This is a genomic window from Bartonella sp. AA9NXGY (genome assembly GCF_042196845.1).
GTDB lineage: Bacteria > Pseudomonadota > Alphaproteobacteria > Rhizobiales > Rhizobiaceae > Bartonella.
The window spans coordinates 1-1,307 of sequence record NZ_JBHIRB010000075.1; the positions used below are offsets into that span (position 1 = coordinate 1).

A 1,307-nucleotide genomic window follows, 5' to 3' on the forward strand; every position below is an offset into this window, starting at 1 on the left:
AATCATCCACAATGGAGTAATGAATGCATATATACAAAACGTATCATATTGCAAGCGCTCTATGAGAGATATGAAAACTTATCAAAAGGAATGTAAATGATGCGTTTGATTTTTACTCACTCATTTGAATTACAGAGCCTATAAACGCTTGTTATGGCTATCAAACGTATCAAACAAATCAAAATGCTCGGTAGCTTTAACAATCCAATCAAAAGCAAATGCATATTCAATAAATATCTGCAAAAAACGTTCTTTTTACATTTGGAAGCGTTGGTTTTTACAAAGCAGCTTTTCATAAGATAAATAAACAATTATGGTTTTTTGTTACCATTTTTATCAAGTCAATTTTATTAATAATAGTTATTAAAAAATCACAAAATTAGAATAACCACTTGAAAATATACCCATATGGGTATATTAATAATCATGAGTAAAATAAAACGTATCATATGGCTTGGTTCTTCACTCAAAGATATAAAAAGTCTTCCTGATCTTATTCAACAAAGGATTGGTTATGCTCTTTATCTTGCTCAGATAGGAGATAGAGGAGAAAATGTTAAGGTTCTCAAGGGGTTTGGATCTGCCAATGTTCTAGAAATTATTGAACGCGATATTCAAGGAACTTATCGCGCTGTTTATACGATACAATATAAAAAATCTCTTTATGTGTTGCATTGTTTTCAGAAAAAATCGACCCGTGGCATTGCAACACCAAAACCAGACATTAATCTGATTAAAGAACGTCTCAAGTTAGTAGAACAATTAGAAGGGAATTAAAATGATCAATGTTTTTCACGGTAGTTCCAATGTTTATGCGGATCTTGGCTTTTCAGATTCCAGAGAGATGCTTATCAAAGCGCAACTTGCTCATAAGATTAGTCAAATTCTGAAAGAAAAGAACTTAACACAAAAACAGGCTAGTCAACTTTTGAAAATGACTCAACCAAAACTGTCTAAACTCTTAAGTGGAGAATTTCGAGGAATTAGTGAAATGAAAATGCTTGAGTGTTTGGCAAAATTGGGAAACGATATAAAGATTATTGTTAATCCGAAAGAAGTTAAAACGCTTGAAGGACATTTTGAAGTTGTTTTTTCTTCTTAAACTTCTTTATGATTAGCTTTTTTGGATCTATTCATGCATGGCAATCTTATATAAAAAATAGTCAAATGAATCACGTATAAAAGTGTGGATTCTTGAGTGGATTCATATAAAATAATTACAAACAAACTATTGACTTTATTGTATTTTTGTTTATAATGTCCTTCAACAAGCGTGACCATCCGACGACCGTTTTCAACATCAATGC

3 protein-coding genes are annotated in these 1,307 nt (G+C 31.3%); 2 read left to right on the forward strand and 1 reads right to left on the reverse strand.

Translation table 11 applies throughout. The annotated features are described in order from the left end of the window. The first annotated feature begins 426 nt into the window (after positions 1 to 426). Positions 427 to 777, forward strand: coding sequence for a type II toxin-antitoxin system RelE/ParE family toxin (locus ACFIM6_RS09855; protein WP_273783835.1), 351 nt, complete (start codon positions 427 to 429; stop codon positions 775 to 777). A 1-nt stretch (position 778) separates the two neighbouring features. Continuing rightward, complete coding sequence (locus tag ACFIM6_RS09860) at positions 779 to 1,102, forward strand: helix-turn-helix domain-containing protein (protein ID WP_015856199.1); 324 nt, start codon at positions 779 to 781, stop codon at positions 1,100 to 1,102. Here the strand turns inward: ACFIM6_RS09860 and ACFIM6_RS09865 are convergent. Next, positions 1,099 to 1,307 (reverse strand): hypothetical protein (locus ACFIM6_RS09865; RefSeq protein ID WP_375612672.1); only part of this gene is annotated, 209 nt, incomplete at its 5' end. The two genes, ACFIM6_RS09860 and ACFIM6_RS09865, sit on opposite strands and share 4 nt — an antisense overlap.